A 15,959-nucleotide genomic window follows, 5' to 3' on the forward strand; every position below is an offset into this window, starting at 1 on the left:
GAAATCGTTGGTCGAAGCAGTGGCCCGAATCACGTCCACTGCCTAACATCGATCACCGCAAGGCTTTGTGCACTGATGCACAAACTCTCCCCGGGAGGCTCCTTTGCACCGCCGACGTCGCACCGCGCTCGCCCTTACCGCCGCAACGCTCGTCGCGGCGCCGCTCCTGACCGCCTGTGGCAGTGAGGCCCATCCCGGTGCTGCGGCCGTGGTCGGCGGCGACCGGATCGACGTGGCCACGGTCCAGGCGCAGGCGGCCGACGTGCGCACCGCGCAGCAGGACTCCGAACGGTCCGTGGACCTGGTGACGAAGTCGGGCCAGCTGACCCGGGTCAAGCTGTCCGGCCTGATCTTCGGGCGGGTCCTGGACCGCGCCGCGAAGGACGCCGGGGTGAGCGTCAGCCGCAAGGAGGTCCAGCAGATCCGCAGCGCCGCCGCCGAGCAGTCCGGCGGGGACGAGGGCGTGAAGACGCTGATGCTGGAGCAGCGCTGGGTGGCGCCCGGCCAGATCGAGGCGAGTCTGCGCCAGGAGGTCCAGCTCCAGAAGCTGGCCCAGGCGCTCGGCGCCGACCTGCAGAACCCCGTCGGGGTGCAGGCGGTCGGCGAGAGCCTCACCAAGGCGTCGAAGGCGCTGCACATCGAGGTCAATCCGCGCTACGGCAGCTGGGACAACAAGAAGGTCCAGCTCAGCACGTACAAGGCCCCGTGGATCACCCAGGTCACGCCGGTCCAGGGGCAGGAGCCCGAGGCAGGCGCCTGACCCCGCCCGACCGGAGGTAGGTTCGGGGTGTGAACGCTGAAGACCCCGGCCGTATCGTCCTGCTCACCGCCAGCCACCGGGTCGCCCCCGGTCTGCTGTCCTGGCCCGCCTGGCAGACGCTGCACGCGGCGGACCGCGTGCTGTGCGCCGAGTCCGGCCATCCGCAGCTGCCCTATCTGCGGGAGGCGGGGGTGGCCGTGGAACACACCGCGCCCTCGGCCGAGGACCTGGTGGACGACTGCGCGGGCGGCCGGACCGTGGTGGTGCTGGTGGGCGGCGAGGGGAACCAGCCGCTCACCGACGGCCTGGCCCGGCTCGGCGGCTCGGGCCGGGTGCAGATGCCGGACCTGGAGCTGCTGCCCGGTTCGTACGACCTGCCGGGCGCGCGGCTCCTGGACCTGGTCCAGGTCATGGACCGGGTCCGGCTCGAATGCCCGTGGACCTCGCAGAAGACGCACGAAGGACTCGCGAAGTACGCCATCGAGGAGGCGTACGAACTGGTCGAGGCCATCGAGGACGGCGACCGCGAGGAGCTGCGCGAGGAGCTCGGCGACGTACTGCTCCAGGTCGTCTTCCACGCCCGGATCGCGCAGGAGGACCAGGAGGAGCCGTTCGGCATCGACGATGTCGCGGCCACGATCGTCGAGAAGCTGATCCACCGTCATCCGCATGTGTTCGGCGACGAGACCGCCGAGACCCCGGAGGACGTCCACGCGCACTGGCTCCGTACGAAGGCGATCGAGAAGCAGCGCGAGTCGGTCACCGACGGGGTGCCGCTCGGCCAGCCCGGTCTGGCGCTGGCCGCCAAGCTCGGCAGCAGGGCCCGGGCCGCGAGCCTCGACGCAGCGCTCCCCGAGGGCGACGGGGTCGGCTACCGGCTGCTCGCTCTCGCCGTGGAGGCCGAGCAGGACGGCACCGACCCGGAGGCCGCCCTGCGGGCCGCCGCCCGCGCCTACCGGGACGCGATCCGGGCGGCGGAGGGCCTCGGGGGGCCCGGGGCCGCTCCGGACGGCGTCGAGGAGTGAACGACAGCCCCGGGACGGCTCCCACGCCCGACGCAGCCCCCGAACTCTTCACCTGGGAGTTCGCCACCGACCCGTACCCCGCCTACGCCTGGCTCCGCGAGCACAGCCCCGTGCACCGCACGAAGCTGCCCAGCGGTGTCGAGGCCTGGCTGGTGACCCGCTACGCCGATGCCCGGCAGGCGCTCGCCGACACCCGGCTCTCCAAGAACCCCGCCCACCACGCGGGCTCCGCCAACGCCAAGGGGAAGACGGGCATCCCGGGGGAGCGCAAGGCGGAGCTGATGACGCACCTGCTGAACATCGACCCCCCGGACCACACCCGACTGCGCCGGCTCGTGTCCAAGGCGTTCACTCCGCGCCGGGTCGCGGAGTTCGCGCCGCGCGTGCAGGAGCTGACGGACCGCCTCATCGACACCTTCATCGAGGAGGGGAAGGCGGACCTCATCCATGACTTCGCGTTCCCTCTGCCGATCTACGCGATCTGCGACCTGCTGGGCGTGCCCCGGGAGGACCAGGACGACTTCCGCGACTGGGCGGGCATGATGATCCGGCACGGCGGCGGACCGCGCGGCGGGGTGGCCAGGTCGGTCAAGAAGATGCGCGGCTATCTCGCCGAACTCATCCACCGCAAAAGGGAGAATCCCGGCGACGACCTGATCTCCGGGCTGATCCGGGCGAGCGACCACGGCGAGCACCTCAGCGAGAACGAGGCCGCGGCGATGGCATTCATCCTCCTTTTCGCCGGTTTCGAGACGACCGTGAACCTCATCGGCAACGGCACCTACGCGCTGCTGCGCAATCCGTCCCAGCGCGAGCGCCTGGAACGCTCGCTGGCCGCCGGGGAGACGGACCTGCTCGCCACGGGCATCGAGGAGCTGCTGCGCTACGACGGCCCGGTGGAGCTCGCGACATGGCGTTACGCCACCGAACCCGTGACGCTGGGAGGGCAGGACATCGCGGCGGGGGACCCGGTTCTCGTGGTGCTGGCCGCCGCCGACCGGGACCCGGAGCGGTTCCAGGATGCGGACACCCTGGATCTCGCGCGCAGTGACAATCAGCACCTCGGATACGGGCACGGCATCCACTACTGCCTGGGTGCGCCGCTGGCCCGGCTGGAGGGCCAGGTGGCGCTGGCGACGCTGCTGAGGCGCCTTCCCGACCTGCGGCTTGCCGCGGAACCTGCCGATTTGCGCTGGCGCGGCGGGCTCATCATGCGTGGACTGCGCACGCTTCCCGTGGAGTTCGGTCCCGGACATCGGGTGGAAAAAAGTGACAGCCTGTCAACTCTGTGACTTTCACGTGATCTCCGCTGCATCGACTTGTGACACACGTTCGAGTACGGCTAGGTTCACCGTTCGACTCACCCGTCACACGTCAGTCACACGGAAGGCAATCCCATGGGCTCCGCGACCGGCAGACACCGTCGCCCTCGTCAGGCACCCGCCATCGTCGTCGCTGCAGGCGTCACCGGATCGGCCATTGCCATCCCGCTGCTCGGCGCGGGCGGCGCACAGGCCGCCGACGCGTCGACCTGGGACCGGGTCGCCGAGTGCGAGAGCGGTGGCATGTGGAGTGCCGACCTCGACAACGGCTACTACGGTGGCCTGCAGCTCTCGCAGGACACCTGGTCGGCCTACGGTGGCACGGCGTACGCGCCGCGCGCCGACCTCGCCAGCCGCTCGCAGCAGATAGCGGTCGCGGAGAAGATCCTGGACGACAAGGGACCGCAGGCGTGGGCCAGCTGCTCGGTGATCTCCGGGCTCTCCCTGGACGAGGGGCTGCCCGGCGTCGACCCGGGCGGCGAGGAGTCCGCCGAGCCCTCGGCCGAGCCCTCGGATTCCGCGACGCCGTCCGGGACGCCTTCCTCCGACGCGACCGACCCGGCGGACAGCTCGGACGACGCCGCCACCTCGGACGACTCCGACGCGAAGGGCGAGGCGGGCCGGGACGCGTCCGACGGCAGGACGGGCGAGGGTGACGAGGCCGGCACGACGCCGTCCGCCACTCCGTCCCCCGAGGCCTCCGGGACGTCCGGCGCCCCGAAGGGCGGCACGGAGGAGGGCGGCAAGCACCGCGGCACGCCGGCCCCTGAGGCGACCGCCAGGACCGGCCAGGACGACGGGCGCGAGTCCGGCCGCCACGCCTCGCGCGGTGAATCCGACGCGCGTCAGGGCGCGGAGGGGACGTACACCGTCCGCGAGGGCGACAACCTCTGGGCGATCGCCGACGCGCAGGAGCTTCCCGGCGGCTGGACCGCGCTCTACGCGGCCAACGAGGACGAGCTGGGCTCCGACCCGGACCTGATCCTTCCCGGCCAGACCCTGGACCTCGGGGCGGACGCGCAGGGCAGCCGGGCGGAGGCCGCCACCAACTGATCAAAAGCGTGAAAACACCCCGAAAGAGGGGGTAGTTCAGAGGCCTATGTCCGCTTATGCGTAAGTGAGACATGGGTCTCTTTGCTTCAACTGGTGCGTCCGGTCCGCCCGCTCCGTCCATATTGGCTCCGACCTGCGAAAACGACCCTCCACGTGGGGGCGTTACGGGCTGATTAGTCGTTATGTCCATCTTTGAATGTGGGGGTTGCGTGTGTTTACGGTCGGAGCCGCTCGCACCGCGGGCACCTTCGACCGTCACGCCGAATCCTGCCGTCGGCCGAAGGGAACCGACGCGTAAAGCGCCGTAGGCAGGAGCGGGGGACCCAGGTAAGCGCCGGACCCGGCCGTCGGAAGACGGGCGGAGACACGGCTAGGGGTGAAGTCGTCCGAAAGTGAGGGCGACCGGGCAACTCACAGGCCCGAACCCGACAGCTCACCTCGTAGGCGTCGGTGAGGAGAACCATGCTGCTTTCCAGCAAGGGCAAGCACCGTCGCCCGTCCAAGGCCGTCCGTGTCGCGACCCTGGCCGGTGTCGCCGGTGCCGCAGTCGCCGTACCGCTGATGGGCGCGACCGGCGCCTCCGCCGCCTCCGTCGACACCTGGGACGCCGTCGCCCAGTGCGAGTCGGGTGGCAACTGGTCCATCAACACCGGCAACGGCTACTACGGCGGCCTGCAGTTCTCGCAGTCCAGCTGGGCGGCCGCCGGCGGCACCCAGTACGCCTCCCGCGCCGACCTGGCCACCAAGGACCAGCAGATAGCCGCCGCCGAGAAGCTCCTCGACCTTCAGGGCCCGGGCGCCTGGGCCTGCGCCGGCGCCGGCGGTCTGACGAACGACGGTGTGGACCCGGGTGTCGACACCGGCTCCGCGAAGAACGGCGACACGGCCCCGCAGGCCGCGCCGGAGCGCAAGGCCGAGCAGCCCACCACGCGCAGCGAGAAGCGCACGGCTCCCGAGAAGACCGTCACCACCCCCACCGGTGAGAAGGTCGAGAAGGGTGACGGCGAGTACAAGGTGAAGTCCGGCGACACCCTCAGCAAGATCGCCGACGCGAAGAAGGTCAAGGGTGGCTGGCAGAAGCTGTTCAAGCTGAACGACGACATCGTCGACAAGGCCGACCTGATCTTCCCGGGTCAGCAGCTCCACCTGAAGTAGTCGGAACCCGAAGCAGTCGGTAGTACCCCGGGGTCTTCCTCCTGCCCCGGAGCCCGGCCCGGCGCGCAGACCCCCCGCGCGCCGGGCCGGGCCGCGTCCGGACCCTCCGACGGGGTGTGGACGCGGGCTCGCCGTAAGGGTGAGTGTTCAACTGTTGTGGTTACTCGTCAGTAGAATTCTGGAGCTTTGCCCGGAATGCAGGCCCTTGGGTCCTTTTTCGTCCCAGGGGACGGGCGGACGGCCGACGGAGCGCGCCGAGCCGGTTAGGCTCGTGGCGCAAGGCCACAGTGACCCTGCACAACCAGTGTCAGATCCCAGAAGGAGATGCCTCGTGCCGTCCATCGACGTCGTCGTAGCCAGGGAAATCCTCGACTCCCGGGGCAACCCCACCGTCGAGGTCGAGGTTGGCCTCGACGACGGCAGCACGGGACGTGCTGCTGTTCCGTCCGGCGCCTCCACCGGTGCGTTCGAGGCCATTGAGCTTCGCGACGGTGACCCCAACCGCTACCAGGGCAAGGGCGTCGAGAAGGCCGTCCTCGCCGTGATCGAGCAGATCGGCCCGGAGCTCGTCGGTTACGACGCCACCGAGCAGCGCCTCATCGACCAGGCGATGTTCGACCTGGACGCGACCGAGAACAAGGCCTCCCTCGGCGCCAACGCCATCCTCGGTGTCTCGCTGGCCGTGGCGCACGCCGCCTCCGAGGCCTCCGACCTCCCGCTGTTCCGCTACCTCGGCGGCCCGAACGCGCACCTGCTGCCCGTTCCGATGATGAACATCCTGAACGGCGGCTCGCACGCCGACTCCAACGTGGACATCCAGGAGTTCATGATCGCGCCGATCGGCGCCGAGTCCTTCTCCGAGGCCCTGCGCTGGGGTGCGGAGATCTACCACACCCTGAAGAAGGTCCTGAAGACCAAGGGCCTGTCCACCGGTCTCGGTGACGAGGGCGGCTTCGCCCCCAACCTCGAGTCCAACCGCGCCGCCCTCGACCTCATCCTCGAGGCCGTCAAGGAGGCCGGTTACGTCCCGGGCCGCGACATCGCGCTCGCGCTCGACGTCGCCGCGTCCGAGTTCTACAAGGACGGCGTCTACGAGTTCGAGGGCAAGTCCCGTTCGGCGGCCGAGATGACCGAGTACTACGAGGAGCTCGTCTCCGCGTACCCGCTGGTCTCCATCGAGGACCCGCTGTACGAGGACGACTGGGCGGGCTGGAAGGTCATCACCGACAAGCTCGGCTCCAAGGTGCAGATCGTCGGCGACGACCTGTTCGTCACCAACCCCGAGCGCCTCGCCCGTGGCATCGAGGAGGGCTCGGCCAACGCCCTGCTCGTCAAGGTCAACCAGATCGGTTCGCTGACCGAGACCCTGGACGCCGTCGAGCTGGCCCAGCGCAACGGCTTCAAGTGCATGATGTCCCACCGCTCCGGTGAGACCGAGGACGTCACCATCGCCGACCTCGCCGTCGCCGTGAACTGCGGCCAGATCAAGACCGGTGCCCCGGCCCGCTCGGACCGCGTCGCCAAGTACAACCAGCTGCTGCGCATCGAGGAGATCCTCGACGACGCCGCCGTGTACGCCGGTCGTTCGGCGTTCCCGCGGTTCCGCTTCGAGGGCTGACAGCCCGAGTCCGGAGCACCAGCCTCCGTCCGTCCCCGCATCCGGTCCCGTACCGTGTGCGGGGACGGACGTGCGTAACGGGGAGGCGTGAGACATGGCCGGGAAGGACCGCGACCGGTTCTCCACCGCGACCAGGCTGCGGCTGCTCGGTGAGCAGACGGCGGCCCGCGTCTACCGGTCCCAGAACCGCCGCCAGGCCCGCCGTTCGCGGCTCACCGGGCGGGCCGCGTTCCTGGCGCTGATCGTCTGCTCCCTGGTGGTCGCCCTCGCGTATCCCATGCGGCAGTACATCTCCCAGCGCGACCAGATCGCCGATCAGGAGAGGCTCTCGCGGGAGGCGCACGAGCGGACCGAGGAGCTGCGTGACGAGAAGGCGCGGCTCAAGGACGACGCGTACATCCGCCGTCTCGCGCGCCAGCACCTGCACTACGTGCTGCCCGGCGAGACCGGTTATACGGTGGTCGACCCGGACGCGGCCGAGGTGCGCCGGGGGGAGCCGGGGGCGACGGGGCGGCCCTGGCACTCGAACCTCTGGGACGGCGTCGACAGCGCGGACCGCGAATGACCCCGTCCCGGCACCGGGTTCCGTACCCGCGCCGCGTCTTCTCCCCGTACCGATTCATACAGTCCGACCGATGACATTCAAGGCAGGCATGGACACGCCCCCTCCGCAGACCGAATCCACCACGCCCACCGCCGCGGACATCGCCGCGTTCGAGCTCCAGCTCGGCCGGCCGCCGCGCGGGCTGCGCGCCATCGCGCACCGCTGCCCCTGCGGCAACCCGGACGTGGTCGAGACGCAGCCCCGTCTGGAGGACGGCACGCCGTTCCCGACGACGTATTACCTGACCTGTCCGCGTGCCGCGTCGGCGATCGGCACGCTGGAGGCCAACGGGGTCATGAAGGAGATGACCGAGCGGCTCACCACGGACCCGGAGCTGGCGGCCGCCTACCGCGCCGCGCACGAGGACTACATCGCGCGCCGTGACGCCATCGAGGTCCTGGAGGGCTTCCCGAGCGCGGGCGGCATGCCGGACCGGGTGAAGTGCCTGCACGTCCTGGTCGGCCACTCGCTGGCGGCGGGCCCCGGGGTCAACCCGCTGGGCGACGAGGCGATCGCGATGCTGCCGGAGTGGTGGGCGAAGGGGCCGTGCGTCACACCGTGCGGCTCCGACGACGCCGGGCCCGACGCTTCCTGATCCGCCGGTACACGTACAACCACAGGAGCCCCATGACCCGCGTTGCCGCCATCGACTGCGGTACCAACTCCATCCGCCTGCTCGTCGCCGACGTGGACCCCGCCACCGGAGAGTTCACCGAGGTCGACCGCCGGATGCGGATCGTCCGGCTCGGCCAGGGCGTCGACCGGACCGGCCGGCTGGCCCCCGAGGCGCTGGAGCGCACCTTCGACGCCTGCCGCGAGTACGCGGAGGCGGTCAAGGAGCTCGGCGCCGAACGGATCCGGTTCGTCGCCACGTCCGCCTCCCGCGACGCGGAGAACAGCGACACGTTCGTCCGCGGCGTCCTGGACATCCTGGGGGTCGAGCCGGAGGTCGTCACGGGGGACGAGGAGGCGCAGCTCTCCTTCGACGGCGCCACCAAGGAACTGGTGGGCAGCGACCACCTGGAGAAGCCCTACCTCGTCGTGGACATCGGCGGCGGCTCCACCGAGTTCGTCGTCGGTGACGACCGCGTGCGCGCGGCCCGGTCCGTGGACATCGGCTGCGTACGCATGACGGAGCGTCACCTGGTCCTGGACGGGGCCGTGGTGGACCCGCCCACGCCCGACCGGATCGCCGCGATCCGCGCGGACGTCGGGGCCGCCCTGGACCTGGCCGAGGAGAGCGTGCCGATCTCCTCCGCGGCGACGCTCGTCGGCCTCGCCGGGACGGTCACCACCGTCGCCGCCATGGCGCTCGGGCTCGAGGAGTACGACTCCGAGGCGATCCACCACTCCCGGGTCTCCCTCGCGCAGGTCCGGGAGATCACCGCGCGGCTGCTCGCCTCGACGCACGAGGAGCGTGCGGCGATCCCCGCGATGCACCCGGGCCGGGTCGATGTGATCGCCTCGGGGGCGCTCGTCCTGCTCGCGGTGATGGAGCGGACCGGTGCGCGGGAGGTCGTCGTCAGCGAGCACGACATCCTCGACGGGATCGCCTGGTCGGCGGCCTGATCACCGAGCGGGCCCCGGTGCGGCGAGGTGGCGCTCAAACGCTTTCCGGCCTGCACCTTTGAGCTGGTGGAGCCCTCTCCGGACCCGTTCGGAGAGGGCTTTCGCGAGGCCGCCCGACGAACTTCGTGAACTTCTTCACAAGGAATTCGGCCCTACCGGGCGAAGTTCTGCTCCTGGAGGGCGGTACGGGCCGCCCGGAGGCCCGCGCGCGTGTGCCGCGGGAGCGTTTCGGGGGTGTGGCGACGGCATGTCCCCGGCGGGTGGTTCATCTTGCCGAAGGGCTCAAGGGCCAGCTCACAAGTGGTGAACAACGTTCGCCGGAGCGTCGTGGTTCCCCGTTCGCACCATGACCTGGGTCACGTGGGCGGCGAAGTGTAGCAGAGGGTGGCGCATACCTTGTGAAGGGGCTCACGAGCATGCCCCCCTAGGGGGGTGGATACTCGATGGCATGAGCACCACGGAGCGTCCCAGGATCCTCGTTGTAGGCGGTGGGTACGTAGGCCTGTACGCAGCTCGTCGCATTCTGAAGAAGATGCGGTATGGAGAGGCGACCGTCACGGTCGTCGACCCGCGCTCGTACATGACGTACCAGCCCTTCCTCCCCGAAGCTGCTGCCGGCAGCATCTCGCCTCGGCATGTCGTCGTCCCGCTGCGACGCGTGCTGCCGAAGGCAGAGGTTCTCACCGGCCGTGTCACGACCATCGATCAGGACCGCAAGGTCGCCACGGTCGCGCCGCTCGTCGGCGAGGCCTACGAGCTGCCCTTCGACTACCTGGTCATCGCGATGGGCGCGGTCTCCCGCACCTTCCCGATCCCCGGCCTCGCCGAGCAGGGCATCGGCATGAAGGGCATCGAGGAGTCCATCGGTCTGCGCAACCACGTCCTCGAGCAGCTGGACAAGGCCGACTCGACGACCGATGAGGACGTCCGCCGCAAGGCGCTGACGTTCGTCTTCGTGGGCGGCGGCTTCGCCGGCGCGGAGACCATCGGCGAGGTCGAGGACATGGCGCGCGACGCGGCGAAGTACTACACGAGCGTGAAGCGCGAGGACATGCGCTTCATCCTGGTCGACGCCGCCGACAAGATCCTTCCCGAGGTCGGCCCGAAGCTGGGTGCGTACGGCAAGGAGCACCTGGAGAGCCGCGGTGTCGAGGTCTACCTCTCGACCTCCATGGACTCCTGCGTCGACGGCCACGTGGTGCTGAAGAACGGCCTCGAGGTCGACTCCAGCACGATCGTGTGGACGGCCGGCGTGAAGCCGAACCCGGCGCTGGCCCGCTTCGGTCTGCCGCTCGGCCCGCGTGGTCACGTGGACACCTCCGAGAAGCTCCAGGTGCAGGGCACCGACTACATCTGGGCCGCGGGCGACAACGCCCAGGTGCCGGACATGGTCGGCCGCCGCGCCGGTAACCCGAACGCCTGGTGCCCGCCGAACGCCCAGCACGCGCTGCGTCAGGCGAAGGTCCTCGGCGACAACGTCATCTCCGGCATGCGGGGCTTCCCGCAGAAGGAGTACAGCCACGCCAACAAGGGTGCGGTCGCCGGTCTCGGCCTGCACAAGGGCGTCGCGATGATCGTCATGGGCAAGGTGAAGATCAAGGTCAAGGGCCGTCTCGCCTGGTACATGCACCGCGGCTACCACGGCATGGCCATGCCGACCTGGAACCGTAAGATCCGGATCTTCGCGGACTGGACGCTGGCGATGTTCCTGAAGCGCGAGGTCGTCTCGCTCGGCGCCATGGAGACGCCGCGCGAGGAGTTCTACGAGGCCGCCAAGCCGAGCCCGGCTCCCGTCGCGGCCAAGGCCGACGGCGACAAGAGCACGACCGGCGAAAAGGCCAAGGCCTCCTAGCGCCTGTACGGAACCGAAGGGGTCGTCCGCCATCCGTGGTGCGGGCGGCCCTTTCGGCGTTTCCGGACCCCGTCAACTAGATGGCAAGTGCAGCTATTTTGCCGTTCCATTGCCCGGGATTGGGATGGCGCGGGCGTGGGAAGACGTTGACGCTGGTGTACCTCGCTGCGGCCCCGAGGTGTCGCGGCCCGGTTCGGGTGCGTATATGCGAATTTAGGCACGTTCGGAAACACCACCACGGAGGTGTGCACCATGGCCGACGCCGCATCGCGGCTGACCGCTCTTGCCGAAGAGTTGCTGGGAGACCCCCTGCCCGTCCGGATCCGGGCCTGGGACGGCAGCGAATCCGGGCCGCCGGGTGCCCCCGCCCTGGTCCTGCGTCACCGCCGCGCCCTGCGCCGACTGCTCTGGAAGCCGGGCGAGTTGGGCCTCGCCCGCGCCTGGGTGGCCGGCGAGATCGACGTCGAGGGCGACCTGTACGCGACCCTGGACGCCCTGGCCTCGCTCCTCTGGGAACGGGGTGCCGACGCGAAGGACTCCGTCCACCCCGTCCGCAACCCCAGGGTGCGGGCGTTCGCCCGCGGCCTCGTCCAGCTGGCCGGGCCCTATCCGCCGCCGCCCCCGCCCGCCGAGGAGGTCCGCCGCCGCACCGGGCCGCTGCACACCAAGCGCCGGGACAAGGAAGCCATCAGCCACCACTACGACGTGGGCAACGACTTCTACGCCATGGTCCTCGGCCCCTCCATGGTCTACTCCTGCGCCTACTGGCAGGAGGGCTCCACCCTGGAGGACGCCCAGCGCGACAAGCTCGACCTCGTCTGCCGCAAGCTCGCGCTCAAGGAGGACGACCGCCTCCTCGACGTCGGCTGCGGCTGGGGCTCCATGGCCATCCACGCCGCCCGTGAGTACGGCGCCCGCGTCACCGGAGTGACCCTCTCCACCGAACAGGCCGCCTTCGCCCGCAAGCGCATCGCCGAGGAGGGCCTCACCGACCGCATCGAGATCAGGGTGCAGGACTACCGGGACGTCAGGGACGGCCCGTACGACGCCATCTCCTCGATCGGCATGGCCGAGCACGTCGGCTCGGTCCGTTTCCGGGAGTACGCCGACGACCTCTACGCACTTCTGAAGCCCGGAGGCCGGCTGCTCAACCACCAGATCGCCCGCCGCCCCGAGAAGGACGAGTCGGCCTACCACGTCGACGACTTCATCGACGCCTACGTCTTCCCCGACGGGGAGCTCGCCCCGGTGGGCCGCACCGTCGCCACCCTGGAGGAGGCCGGCTTCGAGGCCCGGGACGTCGAGGCGATCCGGGAGCACTACGCACTGACACTGCGTCAGTGGGTGGCCAACCTGGAGAAGCACTGGAAGGAGGCCGTGCGGGCCACCTCGCCCGGCCGGGCCAGGGTGTGGCGGCTCTACATGGCCGCCTCGGCGCTCTCCTTCGAGCACAACAAGATCGGCGTCAACCAGATCCTCGCGGTCCGGCCGCGGGACGGCGGGGGGTCGGCCATGCCGCTCCGTGCCCGCGACTGGACGGCGTCGGCGAACGCCTGACCCGGGAACGCCGAAGGGCCGGTACCCGCAGCTGCGGGTACCGGCCCTTCGGCGTACGCCTACTCCGTCTTGATCGCGGTCAGCATGTTCAGCTTCGCGCCGCTCCGGGCCGGCCACAGCGAGGCCAGCACACCCACGAGCCCTGCCAGCACCAGGAAGAGCGCGAGCCGGTCCCACGGGATGACCAGGGCGTAGCCCGGGATCGAGGCGGACAGGCTCTTGCCGATCGCCCAGCCGAGGAACGTACCGAGGCCCACCCCGACCACCGCTCCGAAGAGCGAGATGACGACGGCCTCCAGCCGGATCATGCGCTTGACCTTGCGCCGGTCGAGACCGATCGCCCGCAGCATGCCGATCTCCTGCTGGCGCTCGAAGACCGACATGGCCAGCGTGTTGACGACTCCGAGTACGGCGATGATCAGGGCCATGGCCAGCAGCGCGTACATGATGTTCAGCGCGGTGTTGATGAACCCGCCGAACATGTCCCGGATGCCCTGGCGGTCCACGACGCTCATCGCCGGGTTGTCGCCGAGCGCCTCGATCACGGCCTTCTCGTTGGCGTCGCTCTGGCCGCCGTCCATGGTCAGCCAGACCTCGCGGATGTCGGAGAGGGACTCGTGCGGGTCGGCGACGTCCTCGGGGATCAGGACCGGGGAGAGGAACTCGTTGCCCTCGTAGAGAGCGCCGACCTTCAGGGTCTCCTTCTTGTCGTCCTGGAACGTCACGGGGAGGCTGTCGCCGGTCTTCCAGCCGTGCGACTTCGCGGTCTTGCGGTCGACGGCGATCTCGCCGTCCTTCAGCGACGACAGCGAACCGGAGACCGTCTTCAGGTTGAAGACCTTCTCGACATCGCCCGGGGTGACTCCGGAGGCCGAGACGACCTCGTCACCGACGGAGGGCCAGAGGGACCGCTGCGGGGATGCCGCCGCGACGCCGTCGGCCTTGCGCAGGGCGGTGACAGCCGACTCGTCGAGCGGGCCCCCGCTGGCCATGGAGACCATGTAGTCGGCCCGGATGTTGTCCGTCGTCATCTTGTCGATCGCCTGGCCGAGCGTGACGCCGAGGACGGAGATACCGGTGACCAGGGTGAGCCCGATCGCCAGGGCGGAGGCGGTGGCTCCGGTACGCCGCGGATTACGGACCGCGTTCTGCGCGGCCAGCTTGCCGGAGACCCCGAACACGCCCCGCAGGAGCGGACGCGCCAGGGCGATCACCGGCCGCGAGAGCAGCGGGATGAGCACGATGACACCGATGAGGGCGAGGAAGGCCCCGCCGCCGAGGAGCCACCGGCCGGTCTCGTCACCCTGTGCGGCACCGGCGACGATCAGGGCGGACCCGATGAGGGTGATGACCGCGCCGAACGAGTTGCGCACGACCAGCGACTTGGTGGTGGCCACCGCGTGCACGCTGCTCATCGCCGCCACCGGCGGGATCTTGGCGGCGCGACGGGCGGGCAGCCAGGCGGCGAACACGGTGATCAGCACACCGACGGCGAAGGCGGAGCCGACCGCGGTGGGGGAGACGACCAGCGGACCGGCCGGGATCTTCCCGCCGAACATGCCCATCGCGGAGCGCAGTCCCGTCGCGAGGCCGACGCCGAGGACGAAGCCGATCACCGAGGCGATCAGGCCGACGACACCGGCTTCGAGCAGGATGGCCCGCTTGACCTGCCGGCGGGAGGCGCCGACGGCGCGCATCAGGGCGAGTTCCTTGGTGCGCTGGGCGATGAGCATGGTGAACGTGTTGGCGATCAGGAACACACCGACGAAGAGCGCGATGGCCGCGAAGGCCAGCAGCATCGAGTTGAGGCTCTTGAGGCCGGACTCGGTCATCTCGGCCTCCTCGTCCGCGAGGGCCGCACCCGTCTTGGCCTCGGCGCCCTTCGGGAGGAGGGGCTTCACGGCGGCCAGCAGCTTCTGGTCGGACGCGCCGGCCGCGGCGGTCACGGTGACGTCCTTGAACTCGCCGGGCCGCAGGTAGAGCTGCTGGGCGATCTCGGTGTCGAAGAGGACCAGGCTGCCGCCCGCGTTCACGGCGCCGTCCTCGGTGGTGAAGATCCCGGAGAGGGTGTACTCCTTCACCGGCCCGTTCGTGGCGACCCGCACCTTCTCGCCGACGTGGTAGTCGCCCTTGTCCGCGGAGGTCCTGTCGAGGGCGATCTGCCCGGCCTCGACCGGGCCCGTGCCCTCGGTGAACGTGTACTGGGCGTCCTTGCCGCCGGTACCGGGGGAGTAGTTGGAGCCGGTGTTGGACCAGCCGTTGCCGATGAGCTTGCCGTCGGTGTCGGCGACGCCGGCGAACCCGGAGACCCGTCCGGTGGCCTCGGCCACGCCGTCGAGCTCCTGGATCTTCTTGAGCGTGGCCTCTTCGACGCCAGGGGTTTCCTCGTCGCCGCGCTCGGCCCAGGTGGTGACGGCGACGGCCACCTTGTCGTAGTTCTTGGCGGACTGGTTGCGGAAGGCGTTGCCGAGGGTGTCGGTGAAGACCAGGGTGCCGGAGACGAACGCGACGCCGAGCATCACGGCGAGCACGGTCATCAGCAGCCTGGCCTTGTGCGCAAGGACATTGCGCACGGCGGTACGGAACATGTCGTCAATTCCTGGGGGGAGTTCGGAGTGCGGAAGGGTGGTGCGACAGCCTCTGGGACGTCAGCTGGTGCGGCCCTTCGCGTCGAACGCCTTCATCCGGTCGAGGACCCCGTCGGCGGTGGGGTTCATCATCTGGTCGACGACCGCGCCGTCCGCGAGGAAGACCACGCGGTCCGCGTAGGAGGCGGCCACCGGGTCGTGGGTCACCATCACCACGGTCTGGCCCAGCTCGCGCACGGAGTTGCGCAGGAAGCCGAGGACCTCCGCGCCGGAGCGGGAGTCGAGGTTTCCGGTCGGCTCGTCACCGAAGATGATCTCCGGCTGCGAGGCCAGGGCGCGGGCGACCGCGACGCGCTGCTGCTGGCCACCGGAGAGCTCCGTGGGGCGGTGCTTCAGCCGCTCGGAGAGGCCCACCATGTCGATGACCTTCTGGAGCCAGGCGGCATCGGGCTTACGGCCGGCGATGTCCATCGGCAGGGTGATGTTCTCCAGGGCGGTCAGCGTGGGCAGCAGGTTGAAGGCCTGGAAGATGAAGCCGATCTTGTCCCGGCGCAGCTGCGTGAGCTGCTTGTCCTTCAGTGTCCCGAGCTCGGTCTCGCCGATGCGCACGGAGCCGCTGCTGAAGCTGTCGAGACCGGCCACGCAGTGCATGAGCGTGGACTTCCCCGACCCCGACGGGCCCATGATCGCGGTGAATTCCCCCTGCGGGAAGTCCACGGTCACCCGGTCGAGGGCGACCACCTGGGTCTCACCCGCGCCGTAGACCTTCGACAGCTCCGTCGCGCGGGCGGCGACCGCGGTGGTGCGGTGAACGGTGGTGGTGGTCACAGGGGTACTCCTGGTTCGGACGAGAGGC

13 protein-coding genes and 1 riboswitch are annotated in these 15,959 nt (G+C 70.0%); of the genes, 11 read left to right on the forward strand and 2 right to left on the reverse strand.

Annotated features, from left to right (window positions below; translation table 11 throughout):
* The first annotated feature begins 103 nt into the window (after positions 1-103).
* From ACIBCU_RS31915 to ACIBCU_RS31965, 11 genes are all read left to right on the forward strand, one after another.
* Positions 104-760: a SurA N-terminal domain-containing protein gene (locus tag ACIBCU_RS31915; protein WP_399235689.1), complete on the forward strand. Its 657-nt coding sequence runs from the start codon at positions 104-106 to the stop codon at positions 758-760.
* Between the two features lie 29 nt (positions 761-789).
* Complete coding sequence (locus ACIBCU_RS31920) at positions 790-1,785, forward strand: nucleoside triphosphate pyrophosphohydrolase (RefSeq protein ID WP_399235691.1); 996 nt, start codon at positions 790-792, stop codon at positions 1,783-1,785.
* On the forward strand, positions 1,782-3,077 hold the full coding sequence (locus tag ACIBCU_RS31925; protein WP_362942432.1) for a cytochrome P450: 1,296 nt from the start codon (positions 1,782-1,784) through the stop codon (positions 3,075-3,077). Before ACIBCU_RS31920 ends, ACIBCU_RS31925 begins: the two co-directional genes overlap by 4 nt.
* A 105-nt stretch (positions 3,078-3,182) precedes the next feature.
* A complete protein-coding gene (locus ACIBCU_RS31930) occupies positions 3,183-4,160 on the forward strand; it encodes a transglycosylase family protein (RefSeq protein WP_399235694.1) in 978 nt (325 codons plus the stop codon).
* A gap of 290 nt (positions 4,161-4,450) precedes the next feature.
* Positions 4,451-4,622, forward strand: a riboswitch (cyclic di-AMP (ydaO/yuaA leader).
* A complete protein-coding gene (locus ACIBCU_RS31935) occupies positions 4,623-5,315 on the forward strand; it encodes a transglycosylase family protein (RefSeq protein WP_362942438.1) in 693 nt (230 codons plus the stop codon). It begins immediately after the preceding riboswitch.
* Between the two features lie 331 nt (positions 5,316-5,646).
* Entirely contained in the window at positions 5,647-6,933 is a 1,287-nt protein-coding gene (gene eno, locus ACIBCU_RS31940; protein ID WP_362942441.1) for a phosphopyruvate hydratase, read from the forward strand.
* A 94-nt stretch (positions 6,934-7,027) separates the two neighbouring features.
* Positions 7,028-7,498: a septum formation initiator family protein gene (locus tag ACIBCU_RS31945; protein ID WP_362942444.1), complete on the forward strand. Its 471-nt coding sequence runs from the start codon at positions 7,028-7,030 to the stop codon at positions 7,496-7,498.
* Positions 7,499-7,586: 88 nt separating this feature from the next.
* On the forward strand, positions 7,587-8,132 hold the full coding sequence (locus ACIBCU_RS31950) for a DUF501 domain-containing protein (protein WP_362942456.1): 546 nt from the start codon (positions 7,587-7,589) through the stop codon (positions 8,130-8,132).
* A 32-nt stretch (positions 8,133-8,164) separates the two neighbouring features.
* Entirely contained in the window at positions 8,165-9,106 is a 942-nt protein-coding gene (locus ACIBCU_RS31955) for a Ppx/GppA phosphatase family protein (protein WP_362942447.1), read from the forward strand.
* Positions 9,107-9,554: 448 nt separating this feature from the next.
* The gene (locus ACIBCU_RS31960; protein WP_356709603.1) at positions 9,555-10,958 is read left to right on the forward strand and encodes an NAD(P)/FAD-dependent oxidoreductase; all 1,404 of its coding nucleotides are present in this window, start codon (positions 9,555-9,557) and stop codon (positions 10,956-10,958) included.
* A 252-nt stretch (positions 10,959-11,210) separates the two neighbouring features.
* A complete protein-coding gene (locus tag ACIBCU_RS31965; protein ID WP_399235698.1) occupies positions 11,211-12,515 on the forward strand; it encodes a class I SAM-dependent methyltransferase in 1,305 nt (434 codons plus the stop codon).
* Between the two features lie 59 nt (positions 12,516-12,574).
* On the opposite strand, the gene ACIBCU_RS31970 is transcribed toward ACIBCU_RS31965, so the two are convergent.
* Together ACIBCU_RS31970 and ACIBCU_RS31975 are read right to left on the reverse strand one after the other, a co-directional pair.
* Positions 12,575-15,103, reverse strand: coding sequence for an ABC transporter permease (locus ACIBCU_RS31970; RefSeq protein WP_399235699.1), 2,529 nt, complete (start codon positions 15,101-15,103; stop codon positions 12,575-12,577).
* Between the two features lie 60 nt (positions 15,104-15,163).
* Positions 15,164-15,931, reverse strand: a complete 768-nt coding sequence (locus tag ACIBCU_RS31975) for an ABC transporter ATP-binding protein (protein WP_362942726.1) — start codon at positions 15,929-15,931, stop codon at positions 15,164-15,166.
* Positions 15,932-15,959 lie beyond the last annotated feature (28 nt).

The organism is Streptomyces sp. NPDC051064 (assembly GCF_044455985.1).
Classification (GTDB): domain Bacteria; phylum Actinomycetota; class Actinomycetes; order Streptomycetales; family Streptomycetaceae; genus Streptomyces.

Coding starts and splice junctions, on each gene's coding strand:
- ACIBCU_RS31945 (WP_362942444.1), top strand. CDS start 7,028: ATGGCCGGGAAGGACCGCGACCGGTTCTCCACCGCGACCAGGCTGCGG.
- ACIBCU_RS31970 (WP_399235699.1), bottom strand. CDS start 15,103: ATGTTCCGTACCGCCGTGCGCAATGTCCTTGCGCACAAGGCCAGGCTG.
- ACIBCU_RS31965 (WP_399235698.1), top strand. CDS start 11,211: ATGGCCGACGCCGCATCGCGGCTGACCGCTCTTGCCGAAGAGTTGCTG.
- ACIBCU_RS31930 (WP_399235694.1), top strand. CDS start 3,183: ATGGGCTCCGCGACCGGCAGACACCGTCGCCCTCGTCAGGCACCCGCC.
- ACIBCU_RS31950 (WP_362942456.1), top strand. CDS start 7,587: ATGGACACGCCCCCTCCGCAGACCGAATCCACCACGCCCACCGCCGCG.
- ACIBCU_RS31955 (WP_362942447.1), top strand. CDS start 8,165: ATGACCCGCGTTGCCGCCATCGACTGCGGTACCAACTCCATCCGCCTG.
- ACIBCU_RS31960 (WP_356709603.1), top strand. CDS start 9,555: ATGAGCACCACGGAGCGTCCCAGGATCCTCGTTGTAGGCGGTGGGTAC.
- ACIBCU_RS31935 (WP_362942438.1), top strand. CDS start 4,623: ATGCTGCTTTCCAGCAAGGGCAAGCACCGTCGCCCGTCCAAGGCCGTC.